Source organism: Xenorhabdus sp. NBAII XenSa04 (assembly GCF_963866145.1).
In the GTDB taxonomy this organism is placed as follows: Bacteria; Pseudomonadota; Gammaproteobacteria; order Enterobacterales; family Enterobacteriaceae; genus Xenorhabdus; species Xenorhabdus indica.
Genome location: NZ_CAWMEB010000411.1, coordinates 1 through 23,460, shown reverse-complemented (window position 1 = coordinate 23,460; position 23,460 = coordinate 1). Strand labels below are relative to the sequence as shown.

21 protein-coding genes are annotated in these 23,460 nt (G+C 43.8%); 15 read left to right on the top strand and 6 right to left on the bottom strand.

Annotated features, from left to right (window positions below; translation table 11 throughout):
- The first annotated feature begins 199 nt into the window (after positions 1 to 199).
- On the top strand, positions 200 to 415 hold the full coding sequence (gene rpmE, locus AAC147_RS15525; RefSeq protein WP_047682798.1) for a 50S ribosomal protein L31: 216 nt from the start codon (positions 200 to 202) through the stop codon (positions 413 to 415).
- Positions 416 to 527: 112 nt separating this feature from the next.
- Here the strand turns inward: rpmE and metJ are convergent, their stop codons facing one another.
- Positions 528 to 845, bottom strand: a complete 318-nt coding sequence (gene metJ / locus AAC147_RS15520) for a met regulon transcriptional regulator MetJ (RefSeq protein ID WP_047682628.1) — start codon at positions 843 to 845, stop codon at positions 528 to 530.
- Between the two features lie 290 nt (positions 846 to 1,135).
- Between metJ and metB the strand changes: the two genes are divergently transcribed.
- The 3 genes from metB (at position 1,136) to ppc (ending at position 7,543) form a co-directional block, all read left to right on the top strand.
- Positions 1,136 to 2,296 (top strand): cystathionine gamma-synthase, encoded by a 1,161-nt coding sequence (gene metB / locus AAC147_RS15515; protein ID WP_047682625.1) that lies wholly within the window; start codon positions 1,136 to 1,138, stop codon positions 2,294 to 2,296.
- A gap of 2 nt (positions 2,297 to 2,298) precedes the next feature.
- On the top strand, positions 2,299 to 4,734 hold the full coding sequence (locus AAC147_RS15510) for a bifunctional aspartate kinase/homoserine dehydrogenase II (protein WP_047682623.1): 2,436 nt from the start codon (positions 2,299 to 2,301) through the stop codon (positions 4,732 to 4,734).
- A gap of 172 nt (positions 4,735 to 4,906) precedes the next feature.
- Positions 4,907 to 7,543 carry a phosphoenolpyruvate carboxylase gene (gene ppc / locus AAC147_RS15505; RefSeq protein WP_047682621.1) on the top strand — a complete coding sequence of 879 codons (2,637 nt, stop codon included), beginning with the start codon at positions 4,907 to 4,909 and terminating at the stop codon, positions 7,541 to 7,543.
- A gap of 150 nt (positions 7,544 to 7,693) precedes the next feature.
- Here the strand turns inward: ppc and metF are convergent, their stop codons facing one another.
- Entirely contained in the window at positions 7,694 to 8,581 is an 888-nt protein-coding gene (metF, locus tag AAC147_RS15500; protein ID WP_047682619.1) for a methylenetetrahydrofolate reductase, read from the bottom strand.
- Positions 8,582 to 8,922: 341 nt separating this feature from the next.
- On the opposite strand from metF, the gene AAC147_RS15495 reads away from it, so the two are divergent.
- Positions 8,923 to 9,273 carry a type II toxin-antitoxin system RelE/ParE family toxin gene (locus AAC147_RS15495; protein ID WP_047682617.1) on the top strand — a complete coding sequence of 117 codons (351 nt, stop codon included), beginning with the start codon at positions 8,923 to 8,925 and terminating at the stop codon, positions 9,271 to 9,273.
- A gap of 1 nt (position 9,274) precedes the next feature.
- Entirely contained in the window at positions 9,275 to 9,574 is a 300-nt protein-coding gene (locus tag AAC147_RS15490; protein WP_038259688.1) for a helix-turn-helix domain-containing protein, read from the top strand.
- A gap of 38 nt (positions 9,575 to 9,612) precedes the next feature.
- On the opposite strand, the gene argE is transcribed toward AAC147_RS15490, so the two are convergent.
- The gene (gene argE, locus AAC147_RS15485) at positions 9,613 to 10,770 is read right to left on the bottom strand and encodes an acetylornithine deacetylase (RefSeq protein ID WP_047682615.1); all 1,158 of its coding nucleotides are present in this window, start codon (positions 10,768 to 10,770) and stop codon (positions 9,613 to 9,615) included.
- Positions 10,771 to 10,899: 129 nt separating this feature from the next.
- Here argE and argC point away from each other — a divergent pair, with 129 nt between their 5' ends.
- The 5 genes from argC to oxyR all read left to right on the top strand — a co-directional run bounded on the left by argC (position 10,900) and on the right by oxyR (position 16,526).
- Positions 10,900 to 11,904, top strand: a complete 1,005-nt coding sequence (gene argC / locus AAC147_RS15480) for an N-acetyl-gamma-glutamyl-phosphate reductase (RefSeq protein WP_047682613.1) — start codon at positions 10,900 to 10,902, stop codon at positions 11,902 to 11,904.
- A 36-nt stretch (positions 11,905 to 11,940) separates the two neighbouring features.
- A complete protein-coding gene (argB, locus tag AAC147_RS15475) occupies positions 11,941 to 12,717 on the top strand; it encodes an acetylglutamate kinase (protein WP_187650071.1) in 777 nt (258 codons plus the stop codon).
- 64 nt (positions 12,718 to 12,781) lie between these two features.
- Positions 12,782 to 14,008, top strand: a complete 1,227-nt coding sequence (locus tag AAC147_RS15470; RefSeq protein WP_047682608.1) for an argininosuccinate synthase — start codon at positions 12,782 to 12,784, stop codon at positions 14,006 to 14,008.
- Between the two features lie 34 nt (positions 14,009 to 14,042).
- Positions 14,043 to 15,422, top strand: coding sequence for an argininosuccinate lyase (argH, locus tag AAC147_RS15465; RefSeq protein WP_047682606.1), 1,380 nt, complete (start codon positions 14,043 to 14,045; stop codon positions 15,420 to 15,422).
- Positions 15,423 to 15,608: 186 nt separating this feature from the next.
- Positions 15,609 to 16,526, top strand: coding sequence for a DNA-binding transcriptional regulator OxyR (gene oxyR, locus AAC147_RS15460; RefSeq protein ID WP_047682604.1), 918 nt, complete (start codon positions 15,609 to 15,611; stop codon positions 16,524 to 16,526).
- Here oxyR and sthA read toward each other — a convergent pair.
- Entirely contained in the window at positions 16,518 to 17,915 is a 1,398-nt protein-coding gene (gene sthA / locus AAC147_RS15455) for a Si-specific NAD(P)(+) transhydrogenase (RefSeq protein WP_047682602.1), read from the bottom strand. The two genes, oxyR and sthA, sit on opposite strands and share 9 nt — an antisense overlap.
- A 209-nt stretch (positions 17,916 to 18,124) precedes the next feature.
- Here sthA and fabR point away from each other — a divergent pair, with 209 nt between their 5' ends.
- Positions 18,125 to 18,850: an HTH-type transcriptional repressor FabR gene (gene fabR / locus AAC147_RS15450; RefSeq protein ID WP_231571438.1), complete on the top strand. Its 726-nt coding sequence runs from the start codon at positions 18,125 to 18,127 to the stop codon at positions 18,848 to 18,850.
- A 24-nt stretch (positions 18,851 to 18,874) separates the two neighbouring features.
- A complete protein-coding gene (locus tag AAC147_RS15445; RefSeq protein WP_047682600.1) occupies positions 18,875 to 19,249 on the top strand; it encodes a YijD family membrane protein in 375 nt (124 codons plus the stop codon).
- A gap of 112 nt (positions 19,250 to 19,361) precedes the next feature.
- Here the strand turns inward: AAC147_RS15445 and trmA are convergent, their stop codons facing one another.
- A complete protein-coding gene (gene trmA, locus AAC147_RS15440; RefSeq protein ID WP_047682598.1) occupies positions 19,362 to 20,462 on the bottom strand; it encodes a tRNA (uridine(54)-C5)-methyltransferase TrmA in 1,101 nt (366 codons plus the stop codon).
- 186 nt (positions 20,463 to 20,648) lie between these two features.
- Here trmA and btuB point away from each other — a divergent pair, with 186 nt between their 5' ends.
- Complete coding sequence (gene btuB, locus AAC147_RS15435; RefSeq protein ID WP_047682596.1) at positions 20,649 to 22,463, top strand: TonB-dependent vitamin B12 receptor BtuB; 1,815 nt, start codon at positions 20,649 to 20,651, stop codon at positions 22,461 to 22,463.
- Positions 22,408 to 23,271, top strand: a complete 864-nt coding sequence (gene murI, locus AAC147_RS15430) for a glutamate racemase (protein ID WP_047682594.1) — start codon at positions 22,408 to 22,410, stop codon at positions 23,269 to 23,271. The genes btuB and murI overlap by 56 nt, the downstream gene beginning before the upstream one ends.
- On the opposite strand, the gene AAC147_RS15425 is transcribed toward murI, so the two are convergent.
- On the bottom strand, positions 23,268 to 23,460 hold a 193-nt coding region (locus AAC147_RS15425), incomplete at its 5' end, for a hypothetical protein (protein ID WP_047682592.1). The genes murI and AAC147_RS15425 overlap by 4 nt on opposite strands.

Below are 23,460 nucleotides of genomic sequence, written 5' to 3'. Positions count from 1 at the left end.
AATGGCAAGACTAAAGCAACATATAATGACAAAGAGTATCATAGCAAATCAGTGGATTTCATTGCGCAATAAAACGATATTCTGTATGATTCGCCGCCTTTGGTATGAAAATTACCGAACTTATTTTAATCAACACGACGTGTGGTGTCTGGCGGCTATAGGGCTGGATAGCGACACGGCCTTAACAGAGGTTTTCCCCATGAAACAAGGTATTCATCCTAAGTACGAAGAAATTACTGCATCTTGCTCTTGTGGTAATGTTATCAAAATCAAATCTACCGTAGGTCACGACCTGAATCTGGACGTTTGTGGTGCATGCCACCCGTTCTACACTGGTAAGCAGCGTGACGTTGCGACTGGTGGTCGTGTTGATCGCTTTAATAAACGTTTCAGCGTTCCAGGTTTCAAGAAGTAATTCTTGCTTCCAACAAAAATGCCCGATGTTTTCCATCGGGCATTTTTGTTATATCTGATTGATTTCAAGTCGCAGTACAGCATACAAACAACGACTTGAGATAAAGGAGATATCAATATTCCCAAGTTTCGGGATCGATCCCATGTTCACGCATTATGGCTTTTGCAGCTTCAGGGATTTCATCATGACGTTCTTTACGTAAATCATTATCGTCAGGTAGAGGTTGCCCAGTGAACGCGTGGAGAAATGCTTCACACAGCAATTCGCTATTTGTTGCATGACGCAGATTGTTTACCTGACGACGGGTACGCTCATCCGTCAGTATTTTCAATACCTTTAATGGAATTGAAACCGTAATTTTTTTGACCTGTTCACTTTTTTTGCCATGTTCAGCATAAGGGCTGACATACTCACCATTCCACTCAGCCATGAGATACCTTAAATAGTTTTAAATCAAGCAACTGAAATCAGAAATAAAAGAAATTATTTCTGAGCTATGTTCGTGTCGATAATTCGGCATTTTAGCATATTTCCCCTATCGACTATATCGCTATGGTTAATCAATTCACAAAATATGCCCTAATTTGGCATAAAAAATGGGGGTAATGATTGGGTTGTGTTATTAAACCGTAAATTATTTTGGATGTCTAGATGTATTGACGTCTATCTTTCTGGAGGGTATTCTTTTGTGACTCCGAAAACAAGAAACGGGTAAAGATTATGGGGTGTAAACAAGCTACGGTCGCAGTACAAAGCGGTACAAATATTGATGAACAATATGGTTGTGTTGTCCCGCCTATCTATCTTTCCAGCACATACAATTTCACAGGGTTTAATGAACCGAGAGCACATGATTACTCACGGCGTGGTAATCCCGGTCGTGATGTTGTCCAGCAAGTTTTGGCTGAACTGGAGGGCGGAGCTGGTGCTGTGATGACCAGCAGTGGTATGTCAGCCATCCACCTGTTGTGCACCGTTTTCTTGCAACCGGGAGATTTATTGGTAGCACCTCATGATTGTTATGGTGGAAGTTACCGCCTGTTTGATAGCTTAAGCCGCCGTGGCGCTTATGATGTTATTTTCGTTGATCAGGCGGATGATTTGGCGCTGAAACAGGCAATTGCGCAAAAGCCTAAATTGGTCTTGATTGAAACACCAAGTAATCCATTGCTGCGTATTGTGGACATTAGGTACATCTGTGGTCTGGCCCGTGAAGCAGGTGCTTTGACGGTAGTTGATAACACGTTTTTAAGCCCTGTGCTGCAAAAGCCATTGGATTTGGGTGCAGATTTAGTTGTCCATTCCTGCACAAAATACCTGAATGGGCATTCTGATTTGATTGCTGGTGCAATTATTGCCAAAGATCCTACTCTGGCTGAGGACTTGGCATGGTGGGCGAATAATATCGGTGTGACCGGAGGCGCTTTCGACAGTTACTTGTTGTTGCGGGGCATTCGTACTTTGTCTGCGCGGGTACTTCTACAGCAAAGCAACACGGCTGCCATAGTGGAATATTTACAGCAACAGCCACAAGTGAAAAAACTCTATTATCCAGCACTGAAAGATCATCCAGGGCATGAAATAGCTCTTCAACAGCAAACAGGTTTTGGCGCGATGTTGAGTTTTGAACTTGATGGTGATGAACAAACAATGCGCCGCTTTTTATCTGCATTAAAATTATTTACTCTGGCGGAATCGTTGGGGGGTGTGGAGTCATTGATTTCTCATACAGCTACGATGACACATGCTGGTATGTCGGCAGAAGCAAGGAAACAGGCAGGGATTACGGATTCACTTCTTCGTGTCTCTGTGGGAATAGAAGATAGTCAGGATTTAATTGCTGATTTGAATAATGCATTTCAGGCAGCGGTAACGAGGTAATCATGATTGAACTGGCAACAGCAGGGGCGGAATCTGGCCGCCAGTTACATAAATTTGGCGGCAGCAGCCTTGCAGATGTGAAATGTTATAAGCGGGTTGCGGATATTATGGCGAATTATAGCCAGCCAGGTGACTTGATGGTGGTATCAGCAGCAGGCAGTACGACTAATCAACTGATTGATTGGCTGAAATTGAGTCAGAGTGACCGTATTTCAGCTCATCAAGTTCAGCAATCCTTACGGCGCTACCAGCAAGAGTTGATCCGCGGATTATTGCCAGAAACCGTTGCTGAAACTCTTATCGCACATTTTATTGCTGATTTGGAAAGGTTGAGTGCGCTGTTGGATAAACCAATTAGTGACATTACCTACGCTGAAGTTGTTGGCCATGGCGAAATATGGTCCGCTCGCTTGATGGCCGCTTTGCTTGAATCACAAGGTATCCCTAGCACCTGGCTGGATGCGCGCCAATTCCTGCGCGCAGAACGGGCAGCACAGCCACAAGTTGATGTTAATCTTTCTCAGCCTTTGCTGAGTCAGTTATTAGTCCAGAATTCCAATAAGCGCTTAGTGGTGACAGGTTTTATTTCCAGTAATCAGAAGGGTGAAACTGTACTATTGGGGCGCAATGGCAGTGATTATTCTGCAACACAGGTTGGTGCATTAGCTGGCGCTAAAAAAGTGACAATCTGGAGTGATGTGGCTGGAGTTTACAGTGCAGATCCGCGCAAAGTTAAGGATGCGTGTCTCCTGCCATTATTGCGTCTGGATGAGGCCAGCGAACTGGCTCGCTTGGCGGCTCCTGTACTTCATACCCGTACATTACAGCCAGTTTCTGTCAGTGATATCGATTTACAATTACGTTGTAGTTATCAGCCTGAGCAAGGCTCTACTCGTATTGAACGAGTTTTAGCGACAGGAACAGGAGCTAAAATCGTTACCAGCCACGATGATGTTTGCTTGATTGAGTTGCACTTTTCTTCTGCCCATAACTTTAAACAAATTTATAAAGATATCGATTCGTTGTTAAAGCGTGCTCAAATCCGTCCTTTGGCAACGGGGCTGCATGCTGATTGCAATCTGATCCAGCTTTGTTATACCTCTGAAGTTGTTAATAGTGCCCTTGATGTTTTGCAGGATGCATCTTTGCCAGGAAAACTTTCCTTGCGTGAAGGATTATCATTGGTGGCTTTGGTGGGAGCAGGCGTATGCAAAAATCCGCTACATAGCCACCGTTTTTATCAGCAATTGAAAGACCAACCGGTTGAATTTATCTGGCATGCAGAAGATGACATCAGTCTGGTTGCTGTATTGCGTCTGAACCAGACATCACATTTGATTCAGGGATTGCATCAGAGCCTGTTTCGGGCAGAAAAACGTATTGGGTTGGTTCTGTTTGGTAAAGGGAATATCGGGTCACGTTGGCTGGAATTGTTTGCACGTGAACAGAAAAATATCTCTGCCCGCAGTGATTTTGAATTCATTTTAGCGGGAATTGTCGATAGCCGCCGGAGCCTGCTGAACTATCAGGGCATTGACGCAAGTCGGGCATTGGCATTCTTTAATGATGAAGCCACCCTACATGAAGGTGATGAACTGTTTTTATGGATGCGGGCACATCCTTATGATGATTTGGTGGTGTTGGATATAACGGCAAGTGAAGCATTGGCGAGTAACTACATAGATTTTGCCAGCTATGGTTTTCATGTGATTAGCGCCAATAAAGCCGCTGGTTCATCTGACAGTAACACTTACCGCATGATCCGGGATGCTTTTGTAAAAACAGGCCGTCATTGGTTATACAATGCGACCGTTGGTGCCGGGTTACCAATTAACTATTCCGTCAGGGACTTGCGGGAAAGTGGGGATACTATCCTGTCTATCAGTGGCATTTTCTCCGGTACTTTATCGTGGTTATTTCTGCAGTTTGATGGCACAGTGCCTTTCAGTGATCTGGTAGAACAGGCATGGCAACAAGGGTTGACGGAGCCTGATCCTCGTATTGACCTTTCCGGTCAGGATGTGATGCGCAAATTGGTTATCTTGGCTCGTGAGGCAGGTTATGAGATAGAGGCGGATCAGGTACGGGTAGAATCACTTGTGCCGGCAGAAGCCAGTGTTGGTTCTATTGAAGAGTTCTTCGAAAACAGTTCTGCTATTAATAAGCAGATGCTGAAACGGTTAGAAGCTGCGCGTGAAATGGGAATGGTACTGCGTTATGTTGCGCGTTTTGATGCTAAAGGTAAGGCGAAAGTTGGGGTGGAAGCTGTGCACTTAGAACATCCTTTAGCTTCGTTATTACCGGGGGATAATATTTTCGCCATAGAAAGCCGTTGGTATCGTGACAATCCATTAGTTATCCGTGGTCCGGGAGCCGGGCGAGATGTGACTGCCGGGGCAATCCAATCAGATCTGAACCGTTTATCACAACTCTTATAAAATACAACGCCTTCGGTCGGGATATTGCGTTTTCTGTCCCGACTAATCCTCCCAATTTGTTTGTTTTCTGATATGACCAAATTGTTTGTTTTCTGGTATGAATAGTGTACTTAGAAATAATGTGTTAGAAACAAACAAAACACGCATACAGCAACACAAGGTCAGGAATCACATGAATCAGCAATATTCCGCAATGCGCAGTAATGTCAGTATGCTTGGTAAGATACTGGGCGACACGATCAAAGAGGTTCAGGGAAAAGATATTCTTGATAAAGTTGAAACAATAAGGAAGTTATCTAAATCATCTCGTGCCGGAAACGAAGCTAATCGCCAGCAACTTTTATCAACACTACAGAATTTATCTAATGATGAATTGCTGCCCGTTGCCAGAGCGTTTAACCAGTTCCTTAATCTGGCCAACGTTGCTGAACAATATCACAGTATTTCGCCGCATGGTGAAGCTGCCAGCAATCCTGTGGCATTGGCTGCACTATTTGATCGACTGAAAAGTAAGAATTTTCATAATGATGATCTGGTTAAGGCAGTTAATGAGCTTTCCATTGAGCTGGTGCTGACAGCTCATCCAACAGAAATCGCCCGCCGTACTCTGATCCATAAACTGGTTGAAGTGAATGCGTGTCTGGCGCAGCTCGATCATGATGATTTAGCAGATTATGAGCGTAATAATATTACGCGTCGTTTACGTCAGCTTATTGCTCAGTCATGGCATACCGATGAAATCCGCAAAATTCGGCCTACACCGATTGATGAAGCTAAATGGGGTTTTGCGGTGGTGGAAAATAGCTTGTGGGAAGGCGTTCCTGCATTTTTGCGTGAATTTAATGAGCAAGTAGAAGAATCTATTGGTTATCGTCTGCCAGCAGAAGCTGCTCCTGTCCGTTTTACTTCTTGGATGGGGGGAGATCGGGATGGAAATCCTAATGTTACAGCAGAAATCACCCGCCATGTGTTGTTGCTCAGTCGCTGGAAAGCGGCGGATCTGTTCTTGAAAGATATTCAGATTTTGGTATCAGAACTTTCCATGTCGAAATGTACGCCAGAACTGCGTCAGATAGCAGGAGGCGATAATGTTATAGAGCCGTACCGTGAAATTGCTAAGCAGTTGCGGGCACAATTAAATAGCACACTGGCATATCTGGAAAAACGCCTGAAGGGTGAGCAGGTTATCCCCCCTACGGATTTATTGCTGCATAACGAACAATTATGGCAACCACTCTATGCTTGTTATCAATCGTTGAAATCCTGCGGTATGGAAATTATCGCTAACGGCCAATTACTGGATACTTTGCGCCGTGTTCGTTGTTTCGGTCTGTCATTGGTGCGTATTGATATCCGGCAGGAAAGTACCCGTCATACTGATGCCATTGCAGAACTGACCCAATATCTGGAAATGGGGGATTATGCGAGCTGGTCAGAAACAGAAAAACAGGCATTTTTACTGCGTGAACTGAACTCCAAACGTCCGTTGATCCCCCATAATTGGCAGCCAAGTGCCGAGACGCAAGAAGTTTTAGAAACCTGTAAAGTGATTGCAGAAACACCACAAGATGCGATTGCGGCCTATGTCATTTCCATGGCAAAAATGCCTTCAGACGTATTGGCAGTGAAGTTATTACTGAAAGCAGCAGGCTGCCCGTTATCATTACCTGTTGCGCCATTGTTCGAAACCCTTGATGACTTGAATAATGCAGAACGGGTGATCCAGCAATTGCTCCGTATCGAGTGGTATCGTGAACTGATTCAGGATAAACAAATGGTCATGATTGGCTATTCTGACTCAGCAAAAGATGCGGGAGTCATGGCTGCATCTTGGGCTCAATATCGGGCTCAGGATGCGCTTATCAGATTGTGTGAAAAAGAGGGTGTGAAGCTGACACTGTTTCACGGACGGGGAGGCACAATTGGTCGTGGTGGAGCTCCGGCGCATTCGGCATTACTTTCTCAACCGCCGGGAAGCCTGAAAGGGGGATTGCGTGTAACGGAACAGGGCGAAATGATCCGCTTTAAGTTTGGCTTACCACAGGTGACAATCAGCAGCCTGGCTATGTACGCCAGTGCCATTCTCGAAGCTAACTTACTGCCGCCACCGGAACCCAAAGCTGAATGGAAACAAGTCATGGATACACTCTCTGATGTTTCCTGCAACATGTACCGTGATTATGTTCGTGAACAGCCGGAGTTTGTGCCTTATTTCCGTTCGGCGACACCTGAGCCGGAATTGGCGAAATTACCGTTGGGTTCGCGCCCTGCTAAACGTCGTCCTACAGGCGGTGTTGAAAGCTTGCGGGCAATCCCGTGGATCTTCGCGTGGACACAAAACCGTCTGATGCTTCCGGCATGGTTGGGAGCGGGTGCAGCACTACAACATGTAATAGATACGGGAAAACAGGATATTTTGTCAGAAATGTCCCGTGATTGGCCTTTCTTCACTACTCGTATTGCCATGTTGGAGATGGTTTTTGCCAAAGCGGACTTATGGCTGGCGGAATATTATGATCAACGTTTGGTTGATGAGAAACTGTGGTCATTGGGGATTAAACTTCGCAATCAACTTGTCGCGGACATAGAAACGGTTCTGACTATCTCACAGGATGAGCAGTTGATGGCAGATTTGCCGTGGATAGCCGAATCTATCGCATTACGTAATGTGTATACCGATCCATTGAACGTCCTACAGGCAGAATTATTACAACGCTCCCGTCAGCAGGAACAACCCGATCCTCGTGTGGAGCAAGCGCTGATGGTAACAATAGCAGGCGTTGCGGCAGGAATGCGTAACACCGGTTAGCTTTTCGTTTGTTTGATAATTAAAGGCCGAATGGGAAACTGTTCGGCTTTTATTATTGGTGGGTATGGTAATGAGTTATCAAACTGGGAGGGTGGTATATAACCACGCCGAACTACCATCTAGCTAGTCCGGCTTTTTTAAGGATAAAAATCAACAAGGACGAACACCTAACGTATGGCAAATAGCGTAACTCAATTCCGCGCGATTCAGTGTATAAAAATGGAAATCCTTCACCCCTTCACGACTCAGAATTTTCACCATATCCATCGCAATAGAAGCGCCAACTAAATTGCGGCTTTCAGGATCATCATCCAAACCCTCGAACATCCTGGTCATCCAGCTTGGGATGCGAACATTAGTGATGGCAGCAAATCGCTGTAACTGACGGAAATTCGAGACAGGCAAAATCCCCGGCACAATTTCCACATCAATCCCTGTCGATACACAGCGATCACGAAAACGCAAATAACTTTCCACATCAAAAAAGAATTGGGTAATAGCGCGATTTGCTCCCGCATCAATTTTTCTTTTCAGGTTAATGAGGTCAGACTGTGCGCTTTTTGCCTCTGGATGCACTTCCGGATAAGCCGCGACGGAAATATCAAAATCTGCCTCTTTCTTTAAGAGCTCTACTAAATCAGTGCCATACATTTCTGGTTTGCAGCTACCATTGGGTAAATCACCACGCAAAGCCACAATATGACGAATACCGTTTTTCCAGTAATCGCGAGCGATATCACGTAATTCTTCGCGGCTGGCATCAATGCAAGTTAAATGCGGAGCTGCATCAAGACCCGTTTTGTCCTTAATTCCTTTGATAATGCTATGAGTACGGTTACGTTCGCCGGAATTGGCACCGTAAGTCACGGAAACAAAATTAGGTTTCAGTTTGCTCAGTCGGTCAATGGATTTCCATAGAGTTTGTTCCATTTCAGTGGTTCTGGGGGGAAAGAATTCAAAGGAAACACGGATCTGGCCTTCAAGTTCAGCCAGATTCTGATTTAGTGCCTCTTGATGATTTGCATGAAAAAAACTCATATCCTGCGCCCTCCTGAACAAACGGAACCTATATCTGTCCACGTTTAGATGTTTAAGTGTTTATATGTCTATCCATTTAGATGTCCAAATAGAATGAGCGAAGCAGGGTTTTTAGTCAATTAGGAAATGGCTTATTTCCGATGAGGAATATTCAAAGTGATCAGGAAAGAAATTCATGTTGGAAAAACATGTTTATGAAAAATGCGTTACCCCTCATTAACGGGTGTGGATTGTTTTTTGTACAAAATGGTTGAGTTTTATAGACTATAGTCTATGATGTTTTTGTAGGCTACAGTCTATGGTTAACCTTGGAAATTATAACTGTATAGGGAGAACAGAATGTGTGGGAGCTAATAACAACAGAATTGTTTGACCAATGGTTTGATGAACAACCAGATGAATTGCAGGAAAATGTTTTGGCAGTAATGCATGTGTTAGAACTAAAAGGTCCGATGCTGGGCCGACCATTGGTTGATACACTGAACGGTTCCCGGTATCCGAATATGAAAGAGCTACGAATCCAGCATAATGGAATGCCAATTCGTGCTTTTTTCGCATTTGATCCAAAACGTCAGGCAATTATTATTTGTGCAGGTAATAAAGCAGGGCAAAATCAACGATTGTTCTATAAAGAGATGATTGAGATTGCTGATGAACAATTCAGAATTCATCTAGAGGATCTGGAGAGATGATATGGCTACGTTAAAAGAACTGATGGAAAAGCGCAGTCCCGAAAGCCAAGAGAGAATTAAAGAAAAAGCAGCAGAATTGCTGCTTGAAACACAACTTTATCAAATTCGTGAAGCGTTAGAGCTTTCACAAACTCAGGTCGCAAAAAATTTAGGTATTGCACAGTCATCGGTTGCTGCGATCGAGCAACGGGGAAATGAATTAAAAATTTCCACACTCAAAAAGTACATTGAGTCTATGGGGGGGGAAATGACTCTTGGTGTTAAATTACCCAATGGTAATTCAATGAATTTTTCTATTTAAAATTAAGTGGGACCGTGGTCCCACTCAGAGAATAGGTTTTAAACTTCACTCAAACAAAAATGCGCCACAATCTGAGAAATCAATTTTTTCGTTGGTTCAATCATCGACACGTCTAAATACTCATCAGGTTGATGAGCCTGTTCAATTGAGCCCGGTCCTAAAACCAACGTTGGGCATAACTCCTGAATAAAAGGAGCTTCGGTACAGTAATTGACCGTGTCTGCTTTTGTTCCCAGCAGTTTTTCGATGACACCTACCAGCTTGTGATTAGTCGGACATTCATAACCCGGAATGGGAGGATGAAGCGCTGTAACATTTAGGCGTCCCGGCCAGCGCTGTTTGACAGGCTCCAGTACCTCATTTAGTGCTTCATTCAAATCCTGCAAAGTGAGTCCGGGGAGCGGACGGATATCCATATGCAGTTCGCAACAGGCACAGATACGGTTTGCCGCATCTCCACCGTGGATATGACCAAAATTCATCGTGGGATAGGGAATAGCGAAAGCCGGATTGTGGTAACGCTCTTGCAAAGTATTACGTAGTTTCATCAACTGAGTGATGGATTCGTGCATCAAGTCAATGGCATTGACACCTCGGGCAGGATCGCTGGAGTGTCCAGATTTACCTTCAATGCGGATCGCGTGGGCAACATGCCCTTTGTGGGCGCGGATAGGTTGTAATGACGTAGGCTCGCCAATGATGGCAAAATCAGGCCGGAGAGTAGAATTGGCCGCAAAATAGCGTGCTCCCGCCATTGATGTTTCTTCATCTGCGGTAGCCAGAATATAAAGAGGATGAGATAGTTTGCTGGTATCGATATTCCGCAATGCATCAATAATAAAGGCAAAGAAGCCTTTCATATCAGCAGTGCCCAGTCCATATAATTTATCGTTGCGTTCGATCAGCGTGAATGGATCTTGAGTCCAGCGCCCGTCGTCAAATGGTACGGTATCTGTGTGACCACATAATAGTAAACCTCCGGAACCGCTTCCCAATGTTGCCAGCATATTGAATTTGCGATGGGTTTCCGGAACAGGCTGGATCTCAATTTCAAAACCCATCTCTTTCAGCCAACCCGCCAGTAGATTGATAACCATTTCATTGCTTTGATCCAATTCCTCATCTACTGCACTGATAGAAGGTGTAGCAATAAGCTGGTGATATAACTCAATAAATGTTGGTAATTTAATATTCACTGTTGACAGCCCTTATTCAAGATAGTATCAATATTAATGCAATATTATTGAATATAAATGCAATTGTATATTTGGGTTACTACATTGGGTTAATACATACATTGGGTTAATACAAGGTGAATAAATCCCATGCTTAATACGCTGATCGTTGGTGCCAGTGGTTATACCGGAGCAGAGTTAGCAGCATATCTGCAACGTCATCCTCATGTCCATCTTTCCGGTCTGATGGTTTCTTCTCAAAGTACTGATGCAGGGAAATGTTTTTCAGAGCTTTATCCACAATATAAAGGGTTCCTGGATTTACCCTTACAGCCACTGATGAATGTTGCCGAAGCCGCGGATGGTATTGATGTCGTTTTTCTTGCTACGGCTCATGAAGTCAGCCATGACATTGCACCAATATTTTTGCAGGCGGGTTGTATCGTATTTGATTTATCTGGTGCTTATCGCGTACAAAATACGCAATTTTATTCAAAATACTATGGATTTGAGCATAAAAATACAAACTGGCTTGAGCAAGCGGTATATGGATTGGTGGAATGGCAGGCGGAAGAAATCAAGACTGCCCGGCTTATCGCGGTTCCGGGCTGTTATCCCACAGTTTCACAGCTTTCGCTGAAACCTTTGTTGGAAGAAGATTTGCTGGATACAGAACAGTGGCCTGTGATTAATGCTGTCAGTGGTGTAAGTGGTGCCGGGCGTAAGGCTTCATTGAATAACAGTTTCTGTGAAGTCAGTTTGCAGCCTTATGGGGTTTTTAGTCACCGCCATCAACCTGAAATCGCAGCACATTTAGGTACAGAAGTCATCTTCACACCCCATTTAGGCAATTTTGCGCGGGGGATCCTTGCCACAATTACCTGTAAGCTGAAATCAGGTGTGACAGAGGAACAAATCTGGCAGGCATATCGGCAGGCTTATCACAATAAGCCACTGATCCGGTTATATGAAAAAGGTGTCCCTGCATTGAAAGCCGTTGTGGGGTTGCCATTTTGTGATATTGGTTTTGCTGTACAAGGACAGCACCTGATCATTGTCGGGGCTGAGGACAATTTGCTGAAAGGTGCAGCAGCACAGGCTGTTCAGTGTATGAATATCCGGTTCGGATTCGAAGAAACTCAGGCATTGCTTTAATTCAACAATCTCATTTAATACCGACAGAGGATAAATCTGATGGAGCCGTTAGTTATCAAGTTGGGTGGTGTGTTATTAGATAGTCACGAAGCGCTGGTGCGGTTATTTTCTACATTACAGTCATATCGAAAAACGCATAAGCGCCCACTGGTAATTGTACACGGAGGGGGTTGTTTGGTTGATGACCTGATGCAGAAATTACAGTTACCGATTATGAAGAAACAAGGTCTGCGTGTAACGCCAGCAGATCAGATCGACATTATTACCGGGACACTGGCAGGTACAGCCAATAAAATTTTGCTTGCCTGGGCGACAAAGTACCGTTTGCCTGCTGTTGGCCTGTGTTTAGGGGATGGCGGTGTTGTGAAAGTTTCTCAGCTTGATGAGGAGCTTGGTCATACTGGCAGAGCTTATCCCGGTAATCCGGATTTACTGAAACTTTTACTGGATCTCGGTTACATCCCTATTATCAGTTCTATTGGTATTACTGAAAATGGCGAGTTAATGAATGTCAATGCAGATCAGGCTGCCACAGCTATTGCGCAGGTGTTGCATGCGGATCTGGTTTTGTTGTCGGATGTCAGTGGTATTTTGGATGGAAAGGGGCAAAGAATTGCTGAAGTGACGGAAGGAAAAATAAAGCAGCTTATTGAGCAAGGAGTCATTACCGACGGCATGATTGTGAAAGTTCATGCAGCATTGGAAGCCGCAAAAACATTAGGGCATCCGGTAGATATTGCTAGTTGGCGTTATGCTGATCAACTGATTGCGCTATTTAATGGTATACCCGTTGGCACTCGCATTCTGGCATAACAAGATAGAACAGATTTGATTTAGTGTTCAGCTGAGATGAATAAAAAAGTAAAAGGCTATCTCTATGACAATTACCTCAACGAAAAGCAGTATTAAAAAAATTGTTCTGGCATATTCTGGCGGTTTGGATACTTCTGCCATCATTCCATGGTTAAAAGAGAACTATGGCAATTGTGAAGTTATCGCATTTGTTGCGGATGTTGGTCAGAGTCGTGAAGACTTGGAGGGTATAGAACAAAAAGCGTTACTCTCTGGCGCTTCAGAATGTCATATCGTCGATCTACGTGAAGAATTTATCAAGCAGTATGTTTATCCGGTGCTGAAAACGGGGGCATTGTACGAAGGCAGTTATTTGCTCGGCACTTCAATGGCACGTCCTGTCATTGCTAAAGCACAGGTTGAATTAGCACTGAAAGTGGGAGCTGATGCTCTTGCTCATGGTGCAACAGGTAAAGGTAATGATCAGGTTCGTTTTGAGAGTACTTATACTGCGTTGGCTCCACATCTGAAAGTAGTTGCTCCATGGCGGGAATGGGATTTGCGCTCCCGTGAAGCTTTACTGGATTATCTGAAAGTTCGTGATATTCCCACAACCGCCACGCTGGAAAAAATCTACAGCCGTGATGAAAACGCATGGCACATTTCGACCGAAGGCGGCGTATTGGAAAACACGTGGAATGCGGCCAATAAAGATTGTTGGGTATGGACTGTGGATCCAGAAGATGCACCTGATGAACCGGAATATGTCTCTGTCACTGTTGAAAAAGGGGAAGTGGTTGGAGTGAATGGTAAGGCATTGTCGCCATATCAATGCCTTAATGAGTTGAATACACTGGGGGCTAAATACGGTATCGGCCGGATCGATATTGTGGAAAACCGTTTGGTCGGAATGAAATCCCGTGGTTGCTACGAAACTCCGGGAGGAACCATCATGATGGCTGCACTGCGTGGTATTGAACAGCTAGTGCTGGATCGCGATAGTTTCAAATGGCGCCAACAATTGGGGCTTGAGATGTCCTATGTTGTCTATGATGGTCGTTGGTTTGTACCATTGCGCCAGTCTATTCAAGCTGCGGCGGAAACACTTGCTGAGAATGTCAGTGGTGAAGTGATCTTGAAACTGTATAAAGGGCAGGTAACAGCAATACAGAAACAATCGCCTCATAGCCTCTATTCTGAAGAATTCGCCACTTTCGGAGAAGATGAAGTTTATGATCATAGGCATGCGGAAGGGTTTATTCGCCTCCATTCGCTTTCTTCCCGTATCCGTGCGTTGAACAGTAAAAAATAATTTCCGGGCAATCAGAGAAAAAAGGTACGCAATTATGGCACTTTGGGGTGGACGTTTCAGTCAGGAAGCCGATCAGCGGTTCAAGCAATTTAATGATTCTCTGCGTTTTGACTATCGTTTGGCGGAGCAGGATATTATCGGCTCTGTTGCGTGGTCAAAGGCGTTGGTTACAGTCGGTGTTTTGACGCCAGAAGAACAACAAAAGCTGGATTTGGCACTGAATGAGTTACTGGATGAAGTCCGGGCCAACCCCAAGGCTATTTTGCAAAGTGATGCGGAGGATATTCATAGCTGGGTGGAAGGGCAACTCATTGCAAAAGTGGGGGAGCTGGGCAAAAAACTGCATACAGGACGCAGTCGTAACGATCAGGTTGCTACAGATCTGAAACTATGGTGCAAGGATCAGATAGCGGATATTCAGCAAGCGCTTCTAGAGTTACAACACGCACTGGTGATTACCGCTGAAAATAATCAGGATGCAGTAATGCCGGGTTATACCCATTTGCAACGGGCGCAACCAGTTACTTTCGCACATTGGTGTCTTGCTTATGCAGAAATGCTTAGTCGTGATGAGACTCGTTTGCAAGATACTCTGAAACGGTTGGATGTCAGCCCATTGGGATGCGGTGCGCTGGCGGGAACGGCGTACGATATTGATCGGGAACAATTGGCGTCATGGCTTGGTTTTGCTTCTGTAACCCGTAATAGTTTGGATAGTGTTTCAGACCGTGACCATGTTCTGGAGCTGCTATCTGATGCCAGTATCAGCATGATCCATCTTTCACGTTTTGCTGAAGACCTGATTTTCTTCAACAGTGGAGAAGCTGGCTTTATAGAATTGTCGGATCGGGTAACTTCTGGCTCATCCCTGATGCCCCAAAAGAAAAATCCTGATGCCCTGGAATTGATCCGTGGTAAATGTGGTCGGGTACAAGGTGCATTAACAAGTATGATGATGACGCTGAAAGGTCTTCCCCTTGCTTATAACAAAGACATGCAGGAAGACAAAGAGGGCTTGTTTGATGCATTGGGTACATGGCGGGATTGCCTGCATATGGCAGTGTTGGTATTGGATGGTATTCAGCTAAGGCGTGATCGTTGCAAGGAAGCTGCACAACAGGGCTATGCTAATGCTACTGAACTGGCAGATTATTTGGTGGCAAAAGGTGTTCCGTTTCGTGAAGCGCATCATATTGTTGGTGAGGCAGTGATTGTTGCGATAAAGAAAGGTAAGGCATTGGAAGAACTGTCATTATCTGAACTGCAACAATTTAGTGAAACTATTTCGCTAGATGTATATGACATTTTATCGTTACAGTCTTGTCTGGATAAACGTTTGGCAAAAGGTGGTGTAGCACAGAAACAGGTGAAATTGGCTATTGCTGAGGCGAAGCAGAGGTTACATATCAATTAATTTTCTCTGGCTGGACAGCCTGTTTATTATGACAGGCTGGTTTGTCACGCTGTTGTAATAACTTTTGTTTTTTTATTTTTCAATAAAAAACACCAGAGTTCACAAGCATTTGATAGTTCTATTACCTCGTGCATATAATGTCTTACTAAACAATTCTATCATTGATATAAGACAATGAGGTTGGGAATGAATATCCGCGATCTGGAATATCTTGTGGCTCTTGCTGAGTATCGGCATTTCCGGCGAGCCGCTGATTCTTGCCATGTTAGTCAACCAACACTCAGTGGGCAGATACGTAAACTTGAAGATGAATTGGGTGTGATGCTGCTGGAACGCACAAGCCGTAAAGTCCTGTTTACACAACAAGGTATGTTGCTGGTGGAGCAAGCCAAGACGGTATTACGGGAAGTAAAGGTTTTACAAGAAATGGCTGCCCTGCAAGGTGAAAGCATGTCCGGGCCACTGCATATCGGTCTTATTCCTACAATCGGCCCTTATCTTCTGCCACTGATTATTCCTGAGTTGCATAAATTGTTTCCCAAACTGGAAATGTATCTGCATGAAGCTCAAACTCAGAATTTGTTGGCACAACTTGATAGTGGAAAACTTGACTGTGCTATTTTGGCTTCGTTGAGAGAAACGGAAGCATTCATCGAATTGCCCCTCTTTGAGGAATCAATGAAACTTGCAGTTTATGAAGAGCACAAATGGGCGAACCGGACTGAGGTCAAAATGGGAGATCTTGCCGGGGAAAAATTATTGATGTTGGAAGATGGTCACTGCCTGCGTGACCAAGCAATGGGGTTTTGCTTTCAGGCTGGAGCTAAAGAAGATACTCATTTCAGGGCAACCAGTTTGGAAACCTTGCGTAATATGGTTGCGGCGGGAAGTGGCATCACTTTATTACCAGCTTTGTCTGTTCCTAAAGAGAGAAAACGGGATGGTATTTGTTATCTGGAGTGCCATAAACCCGTGCCAGAGCGTTCTATCATTTTGGTTTATCGTCCCGGCTCACCTCTGCGTGGTCGCTATGAGCAATTGGCAGAGGCGATTCGTGTCAGAATGGGAAATTATTTTGAAGCCAACGGAACAGCCTCAAAATAATCGATTTAGCCCGTTGAGAGCTGCAACACGGTATGCTTCAGCCATAGTGGGATAGTTGAAGGTAGTATTAACGAAATATTCGATATTATTGCCTTCACCTTTTTGCTCCATAATTGCTTGACCAATATGAATAATCTCTGCGGCTCGTTCGCCAAAACAGTGAATACCCAGTATCTGTTTTGTCTCGCGGTGGAATAGTATCTTGAGACTTCCTACATTCATTCCTGCAATCTGCGCTCTGGCCAAGTGTTTGAATTGGGCTCGTCCGACTTCATACGGGATTTTCATCGCTGTCAATTGTTGCTCAGTTTTTCCTACCGAACTAATTTCCGGTATGGTGTAGATGCCTGTTGGGATATCTTCCACCAGATGCATTTCAGCATCTCCGGTCATGATGGCTTTTGCTGCAATGCGTCCTTGATCGTAGGCAGCGGAAGCGAGACTTGGGTAACCAATCACGTCACCAACTGCATAAATATTTTCATTGCTGGTTTGGTAGACCCGGTTCACTTTCAATAAACCACGGTTATCTGTTTTCAGCCCGACATTTTCCAAACCGAGTTTGTCTGTATTACCTGTTCGTCCATTGGCGTACAGTAAACAGTCTGCTTTAACTTTTTTTCCTGATTTCAGATGGATAATCACGCCATCATCAAGGCCTTCGATCTTTTCATATTCTTCATTATGACGGATGACAATACCGCTATTCCAGAAATGGTAAGACAAAGCGTCAGACATCTCTTGATCGAGAAATGACAGCAGATAATCGCGGGTATTGATCAAATCTACCTTAACGCCTAATCCACGGAAGATAGAAGCATATTCACAGCCAATCACTCCTGCGCCATAAATAATAACGTGGCGCGGTTCATGTTCCAGTTGCAGAATAGTATCGCTGTTATAAATACGTGAGTGAGTAAAATCGACATCGGGTGGGCAGTAAGGTCGGGAACCTGTGGCAATAATTATTTTGTCTGCGCTTAATATGTCAACACTATTATCGGCATAACGTACACTGACATGGTGTTCATCAATGAAAGTTGCTTCACCTGCAAACATCCGGCACCGATTGCGTTCATAAAACCCCTGCCGCATTTTAGTCTGCTGATTAATGACAACTTCTGCATGCCGTAAAATTTCTGAAAATGAGGAGCGGAGAATGCGGGAATTATCACTATAGAGGGGGTTTTGATTAAATTCGATAATACGACTGACAGCATGACGTAAGGCTTTTGATGGGATAGTGCCCCAATGGGTACAGCCACCGCCGATATTATTGTAACGTTCTATAACTGCAACGTTTTTTCTTTGTTTTGCCAACCCCATTGCTGCCCCTTCTCCACCGGGTCCGGAGCCAATTACAATGGCATCAAAATGAGTATATTGCATAGAGGAAAGACCTATTTTTACACAAAATAACAACTCTATATTAACATTGCTTGGCATAATAACCTAATCAGCATATGGCTTTTGTTTTCTGAATAAGGAATAAAACAGGGAAATATGGGTTAATATCTTTAAGAGAACAATCACAGCAAATACAGCAGAATCTGATATATTTGCTCCATAATATAGTCGAGTGATATATCAGGATTGTTGTGAATAATGTAACTGGTGTCAGAGCGAAACAGAAAGAGAAAACCCGTCGTTCCCTGATTGAGGCTGCATTTAGCCAACTAAGTGCTGAGCGTAGTTTCACCAGTCTGAGTTTGCGGGAAGTGGCGCGAGAGGCAGGGATTGCACCGACTTCATTTTACCGTCATTTTCGTGACGTAGATGAATTAGGGCTTACCATGGTGGATGAAAGCGGATTAATGCTGCGTCAGCTAATGCGCCAGGCACGTCAGCGTATCGAAAAGGGGGGTAGTGTCATCCGCACCTCTGTTTCAACCTTTATGGAATTCATTGGTAATAATCCTAACGCATTCCGGTTATTACTGCGTGAACGTTCCGGAACATCAGCTGAGTTTCGTGCGGCTGTCGCACGGGAAATCCAACATTTTATTGCAGAGCTGGCAGACTATCTTGAACAGGCCAGTCATATGCCGCGTCATTTTACCGAAATACAAGCAGAAGCGATGGTAACAATTGTGTTCAGTGCTGGTGCAGAAGCGCTGGATATTGATGAAAAGAAAAGACGTCGCCTCGAAGAACGTTTGGTATTACAACTCCGCATGATTTCCAAAGGCGCTTTTTATTGGTATCGGCGAGAACAAGAAAAAACGGCTAATTCAAAAAACACTGCCCTAAAAACCGCTGTTTCTAAAACAACTGTCTCTAAAGCAACTATCTCTAAAACAACAGCAGCCCCTAAAACCTCTTAAATAATCTGAAAGGAGAAGAATACGATGGAACAATACCGCCAAGATAAAAGCACAATGTTGCTGGCTCTTATCGTTGGACTGGCAACACACGGAACTTTCTCGGCATTTTTTAATTCATTGGTGCCTTTTTCAATTTTCCCGATTATCTCATTGGCCTTATCTCTGTATTGTCTCCATCAACGTTATTTGAACTACCCAATGGCAGAGGGATTACCAAAATTAGCTATCGGCTGTTTCTTCCTGGGGATTCTTGCTTATAACGCAATCATTCGGGTTAAGCACCCGGAAATTGGCTCCAATTTCTTATCTGTTGTGATTGGAACTGCATTGGTATTTTGGATTTACAGAAAGGTTAAAGGGCGCAGACAGCAGGCTATGCTTTCAGAAAAGCAAAATTAATGACTTTTTGATAATGATTTTATGAAAACGCCATAAGGATTGATTATGGCGTTTTCTGCTTTCTGGTCTGGAAAAATTCAGTAACGTGAAAGGAGTGTTATAAACGAACTGATTAATCGCGTCTTTCCAGTAATACACCACATTCCATATGGTGGGTATATGGGAATTGATCAAAAAGCGCGAGCTTGCTGACTTGATGAGTTTGCGTCAACGTTTCTAAGTTCTGGCAGAGCGTTTCTGGGTTACAGGAAATATACAGAATACGTGGATACCCTTGTACCATTTTGACAGTTTCTTCATCCAAGCCGCTGCGGGGCGGATCTACAAAAATAGTTTCACATTGGTAACTTTTTAGGTTAATTCCCTGAAGGCGGTTGAACTCCCTTTCTCCATTCATTGCCTGAGTAAATTCTTCCGCTGACATACGGATAATCTGCACATTATCAATTTGATTCGCTTTGATATTAAATTGCGCGGCAGCAACAGAAGGTTTGGCAATTTCTGTTGCCAGTACGCGCTCAAAATTTTGAGCTAATGCCAGAGAAAAGTTGCCGTTACCACAATAGAGTTCAAGCAGATCGCCTTTGGCATCTTTGGTAATATTTATTGCCCATTCCAGCATATGGATATTGATACTGGCATTTGGCTGAGTGAAACTATTTTCAACCTGACGATAAATCATTGTCCTACCCGCAACGGGTAACTCTTCATCTATATAATCATGATCGAGTGTAACCTTGGTTTTTGATGCTCGACCAATAAGCTGAACATCAAAGCCTTCTGCCTTTAACTGATTGCGTAAAGAGATTGCATGTTCGCGCCATTCATCCCCCAGTTTTTTGTGGTAAAGCAGGGAAACAATGATTTTGTTGCTACGGGTAGAAAGATAGTCCACCTGAAACAATTTATGACGCAATACCAGGTTATTTTTTACGCCCGCAATAATTGCCTGCATCATGCTATTAATCAGTTGGCTGGCAACTGGAAATTGATCAACACGGATACGCTGTTTCGTCTGTTGATCAAACATAATGTGATAGAGGTCATCTTCCTCATGCCAGATACGGAATTCTGCTCGCATCCTGTAGTGAGATGCAGGGGAACGGAAAACTTCGGGCTCAGGTGCGCTAAAGGGGGCCATCATTCCTTTCAGGCAATGGGCCTTCTCCATCAATTGATTTTCATAATCTTCCGTTGGCAAGATATTCTGCATTATCTGGTTCTCGTATGATCACGTTAAGAAAAATTTCCGAGCGGCATTGTAGGGAAAGTACAAAGGATGTCCAGTTTTCTGGTTCATCAATTCTCTTTTTTGATGGAGAGGCATTCTGGACACGCTATTACCTTCATCGTAGCATGACTCTTAATAGTTAGACTCACGACAAGATTCCATTCTCTCATGACAAATAAGAAACGTATTTTTTTACCAACTGCTTCGATAGTGATGCTTTCTTGTTGGAGCAATTTCTCCGTTGCTAATAATCAAGATCCGTTGGTGGTAACAGCAAACCGCTTTAAACAACCTATTTCTTCTGTTTTAGCACCGATGACCGTAGTTACACGTGAAGAAATCGAACAATGGCAATCTAATAGCTTGGTTGATGTACTACGCCGTTTGCCGGGCATTGATATTGCACAAAATGGTGGGCTCGGACAGAATGCTTCTTTGTTTGTTCGTGGTACAGAATCTCGCCATACTTTAGTGCTGGTGGATGGTATCCGATTCAATCAGGCAGGTATCACGGGAGCTGCGGATTTTAGTCAGATCCCAATTTCAATGGTGCAAAGAATCGAGTATATCCGTGGTGCGCGTTCTGCGGTATATGGCTCCGATGCTATCGGTGGTGTTATCAATATTATCACCAGTCGGGAGCAACAGGGGACGACATTGAATGCAGGGATCGGTTCATATGGATACCAAAATTACAATGGTGCAACACAACAAAAAATTGGTAGAAATACTTCCCTGCATGCCGCAGCAGGATATACCTATACCAGAGGGTTTGATGTTGTAGCAGGTCATGGAACTAATGAGCCGGATCGCGATGGGTTCATGAGCAAAATGCTGTGGTTAGCACTTGATCATAAGTTCAATGATCAGTTCAACGGGTTTATACGTACATACGGCTACAATAATAGAACAAAATATGATGGAGCCTTTACTGATACCCGAAAATTATTCAGCCGAAGTTATGAAGCCGGAGTTCAGTTCAATCAGGGAATTTACTCGTCTCAATTCATAGCCAGCTATAGTCATGTTAAAGATTACAATTTTAAGCATAAGATTTATCAAGGAAACACTACGTTAAGTGATTCCGAACAATACAATGTCCAATGGGGAAATGTATGGCAGATTGGTCATGGCGCAATGAGTGGTGGTGTGGACTGGAAAAGAGAATCTGTCGCGGCAGGCTCTAACAATATCCCGATACAAAAAGATGTTGATAATACCGGAGTATATTTAACTGCTCAGCAAAAAATACATGACTTCATTTTGGAAGGAGCTGTACGCTCAGATCGCCATTCTGAATATGATTGGAACACAACTTGGCAAACCGGAGCGGGTTGGGAGTTCATTGATGGTTATCGTTTTACCGCCTCCTATGGAACCGCGTTTAAGGCACCGACGCTTGGGCAATTATATGGTTGGGGGGCAAACCCAAATTTGAATCCAGAGAAAAGTAAACAACGAGAAGTGGGTCTTGAGGGAATAACAGGAGCGCTTAATTGGCGTTTATCTATTTATAAAAATAACATTGAACAACTGATAGATTTCTCCAACAACCGTTACTTGAACATAGGACAGGCAAAAATCAAAGGTGTCGAGTGGACAGGAACTATGGATACCGGCATTTTCCAGCACCAACTGACACTACAGTATCTTAATCCACGTGATGGTAATAATCAGCAGTTAACCCGTAGAGCTAAACAGCAAGTGAAATATCAATTAGATTGGGAAGTCTTCGATATCGATTGGGGAATAACTTATCAATATATTGGGTCGCGTTATGATCAAGACTTTAATACGTTTCCTCCTAAAAGATTGAGATTAGGCGGTGTTAGTTTATGGGACATCAACATGTCTTATCCAATCACTAACCGCCTAACAATACGTGCTAGAATAGCTAATCTGTTTGATAAAAATTATGAGACAGCTTATGGCTATCGCACTCCAGGACGAGAATACTTCCTCACCGGCAGCTACAACTTCTAATTTGCATACAACTGGTCGCCCAACCATTCTGATTTTTGATTCCGGTGTGGGTGGGTTATCTGTATATCAAGAGATTCGACAATTGCTGCCGGATCTCCACTATATATATGCTTTCGATAATGAAGCCTTTCCTTATGGAGAGAAAACTGCGGAAGTGATCATTGAGCGAGTTGTCAAAGTTGTCGATGAAATCCAGAAAAGGCATCCTTTAGCAGTTGTAGTGATCGCCTGTAATACAGCCAGTACGGTCAGTCTGCCGACACTGCGTGAACGTTTTTCCTTTCCCGTTGTAGGCGTTGTACCTGCGATCAAGCCTGCGGCAAAACTAACTTGTAACCACGTAGTGGGATTATTGGCAACTCGGGCTACTGTTAATCGTGGTTATACAAAAGAACTTATTGCACAATTTGCTACGGATTGTCAGGTTCATGCCATAGGCTCCGCTGAACTGGTGGAGTTGGCTGAAAGAAAGTTACATAATGAAACTATTTCGTTGGAAAAAGTAAAAAAAGTATTAAAACCGTGGCTGAGAATGAAAGAACCACCAGATACCGTTATCTTGGGATGTACTCACTTCCCTTTACTTGCAGAAGAGCTGTCACAAGTTTTACCCGAGGGAACACGATTGATTGACTCAGGTGCGGCTATTGCACGTAGGACAGTGTGGTTGATTAAAAATCGAGAAAATTTATCTTCAACAATAGAAAGTAACTTAGCTTATTGCACCAAAATAGATCCTAATAGCGAATCTTTGCGCCCGATTTTACATGGTTATGGCTTCATAACGCTGGAAAAACTATCAACTTAAGTTAAATTTGGCGTAATAATCAGCGGTCGATAAAATTTTTCAAAAAAACTATTGTCAGCGCCGGAAAACTCCCTATAATGCGCATCCGTTGTCCGACGCTGTGCTGACACCAGCCGCTGAGGCCAGGGAGGAAAAAGCAAAAATAAACGCTTGACTCCGGAGGCAAAACGCGTAAGATACGCAGCCTCG